We start from the raw sequence: 3,006 nt of genomic DNA, 5'->3' as shown, positions 1-3,006 counted from the left end.
CCGGGCCCCGAGCGGCAGCGTGCTCGACACCGGCAGTGACACCTACCATGTCGTGCGGTCCTGGCTCGATCTTGATCCCTACCTGGTCCTCGCCGGTATTGCGGCCGCGGTTCCCCTGCTCGCCCTGCGGCGGCTGCGGGTCGCAGCCGGACTACTGCTGCTGCAGTTTGCCTTCGTCTTCCGCAACGGCTACCTGCCCAACCCCTACGTCACCGCGATGCTCCCGTTCGCAGCGTTGTGCGTGGCAGGGTTGCTCGACGCCGTCCTGCCGAGTGGAGCACGGCCGCGACGCGGTCCGCCGCATCATGCCTGGCCGGGGCCGGGGGCAACCGCGTCCATGATCGTCAATGGCCTGCGCTGCCTCGTGGTCCTTGTGGCCCTGTCCGTGGCCGCCGCGACGGTGATCCCGGACTGGACACCGAAAATTCGCATCGCGCTCACCCAGGACGCGAGTGCCCCGAGCCGGGAGGCGACCCGATGGTTCCTCGCGAACGTTCCCCCGGAGGGCATCGTTATCACCGACGACATCGCCTGGACCGACCTCACGATCGCCGGGCGCCGGCCGCTGCCGGTGTGGTTCTACAAGCTGGACCTCGACCCTCAGGTGCGCGGCCGGTTCCCCCACGGCTGGCGTGATGTCGACTACCTGATGATGGGCAAGCCCCCCGACTCGGTGCTCGCTGAGGTCCCGCTCGTCGCCGAGGCGCTCCGGCACTCGGTGGTCCTCAAGTCGTTCGGCGATGGAGAGATCGAGATTCGCCGGGTCATCGTCCCGGACTGCCGCGGCCGGCCCGACCGGTGCTGAACCCGTGACATCTTCCTCTCCAGCTGACCGGCCGTGGACTGACGACGCGTCCGATGGGCCAGGTCGACGGAAACCCGATCTTCACCATCGACTTCGACTTCGTCGGTCATGAGCTGGTCGTCCAGCGCCTGGACGGCGAGACGATCTCATTTCCCTGATCGCGCAGTCGGTAGCGTCGTTCTACCGCCGCACCTTCGACGCGCTGGCGGCGCTCGGCATCAAGATCCGCCTTGACCATCCGCATCCGTGCCGTCCTCCCGCTCGCGGCCCTCGAACGCGGCCCGGACCGGCGGGCCGGCGTTCTCGACTTCTACGACAGCGCCTACCGGGCCGGCGCCTACCGGGGGGCCTACCGGGCCGGTTGGGACATCGAGCGGTTCGCCTGCCCCACGGCGTCACCGACCCTGTCCTCGCCTCCGGGCACTGACATCAACGGGCCACCCGGCAAGATCGGGGGGTGACCAGGTCCACGTCGGACGGGCGGCGAGGCATCTCATAGGTTCGCCGTATGCACAGCCTCACCCGGGACGAAGCCCTCGCCCGCGCCGGCCTGGTCCGCGTCGATGGCTACGAGATCGAGCTCGACCTGACCGCGGCGCGCACGTCGACGGAGTTCGGCTCGACGACCAGGGTGCGCTTCAGCCTCCGTCCCCCCACGGACGGCTCCCTCGCCACGGCCGGCTTGTCGGCGGACGGCGAACCGGCACCGGCGACGTTCGTCGAGCTCAAACCGGCATCCATCCAGCAACTGTGGCTCAACGGCCAGCCGCTGGACCCCTCCGCCGTCGACGGCAACCGGCTCCCCCTCGCGGCGCTGCACGCGACGAACGAGCTCGTGGTGACGGCTACGATGAGGTACTCGAACACCGGCGAGGGACTGCACCGGTTCACCGACCCGGAGGACGGCGAGGTCTACCTGTATGCGCAGACCTTCCTCGACGACGCCCAGCGGATGTTCGCCTGCTTCGACCAGCCCGATCTCAAGGCGCCGGTGCGCCTGAGCGTGGCCGCACCCCCCGACTGGACGGTGCGGGCGAACGGTGCCGGGAAGCAGACCTCGCCGGGGCGGTGGGAGTTCACCGAGACGGCACCCCTGGCGACCTACTTCGTGACGGTGGTCGCGGGGCCGTACCACCTCGTCGAGGACTTCCACGACGGCATCCCACTCGGGCTGCTCTGCCGCCGCTCACTCGCGCCGTACCTCGACGCCGACGCGGCGGAGATCTTCGGCGTCACCCGGGCCTGCCTGGACCGCTACCACGAGCTGTTCGCGAGCCGGTACCCGTTCGGGACCTACGATCAGGCGTTCGTGCCCGAGTTCAATGCCGGCGCGATGGAAAACCCGGGGTGCGTGACCTTCCGGGACAAGTTCGTGTTCCGCTCGGCGGTGACCGAGGCCGAACGGGAGCTGCGTGCCGTCGTCATCGCCCACGAAATGGCCCACATGTGGTTCGGTGATCTGGTCACCATGCGCTGGTGGGACGACCTGTGGCTGAATGAGTCGTTCGCCGAGTACATGGGCTATCGGGTGACCGCCGAGGCGACGCGGTTCACCGGGGCGTGGACCAGCTTCGCCGTCGGTCGCAAGAGCTGGGGCTACGCCGCCGACCAGCGGCCGTCGACGCACCCGGTGGCCCCGGCCGACGTCCCCGACACCGCACTCGCCCTGCTGAACTTTGACGGCATCTCCTACGCCAAGGGAGCGTCGGCCCTGCGGCAGCTGGTCACCTGGGTGGGCGACGGCTCCTTCCTGACGGGGCTGCGGACGTACTTCGCCCAGCACGCCTTCGCCAACGCGTCCCTGGCCGACCTGCTCGCAGCGCTGACCACGGCGAGCGGCCGGGACCTCGCCGGCTGGGCCGAGGTGTGGCTGCGCCACGCACAGGTCAACACGCTGCGCCCCGAGATCACGATCGGCTCCGACGGCCGCCTCGCGCAGGTCGCAGTGGTCCAGACGGCACCGCCGACGCACCCGACGCTGCGTCCGCACCGCATCGGCATCGGCGTCTACGGCCCGACCGAGCCGACCGAGCCGACCGAGCCGATCGTGCTGCTCCGCCGGGTGGAGGTGGACATCGATCCGGCGGCGCCGGGCGGGCGCACCGGGATCGCGTCACTGGTCGGGAGCGAGGCGGGACGCCTGCTGCTGGTCAACGACGGCGACCTGACCTACGCCAAGATCCGTTTCGTCCCGGCCGACC

The 3,006-nt window shown here is 70.0% G+C and carries 3 protein-coding genes and 1 pseudogene; all 4 read left to right on the top strand.

What is annotated here, in order from left to right:
- Nucleotides 1-805: pseudogene (locus AC08ON_RS14725) on the top strand (4-amino-4-deoxy-L-arabinose transferase); the annotation flags it as partial.
- Nucleotides 806-858: 53 nt separating this feature from the next.
- On the top strand, nt 859-963 hold the full coding sequence (locus AC08ON_RS14720; RefSeq protein ID WP_476607937.1) for a hypothetical protein: 105 nt from the start codon (nt 859-861) through the stop codon (nt 961-963).
- A gap of 72 nt (nt 964-1,035) precedes the next feature.
- The gene (locus AC08ON_RS14715) at nt 1,036-1,266 is read left to right on the top strand and encodes a hypothetical protein (protein WP_476607936.1); all 231 of its coding nucleotides are present in this window, start codon (nt 1,036-1,038) and stop codon (nt 1,264-1,266) included.
- A 47-nt stretch (nt 1,267-1,313) separates the two neighbouring features.
- Nucleotides 1,314-3,006: aminopeptidase N (gene pepN / locus AC08ON_RS14710; RefSeq protein ID WP_476617164.1), on the top strand; the 1,693-nt coding region annotated here is incomplete at its 3' end.

The sequence above is a fragment of the Frankia sp. CoWAU3 genome (assembly GCF_977971855.1).
The sequence above is the reverse complement of the archived record's forward strand: the minus strand, read 5'-3'. Positions and strand labels throughout refer to the sequence as shown.

What these genes read in the sequence shown, in the direction of transcription:
- AC08ON_RS14720 (WP_476607937.1), top strand. Translation starts at nt 859, where the DNA reads ATGGGCCAGGTCGACGGAAACCCGATCTTCACCATCGACTTCGACTTC.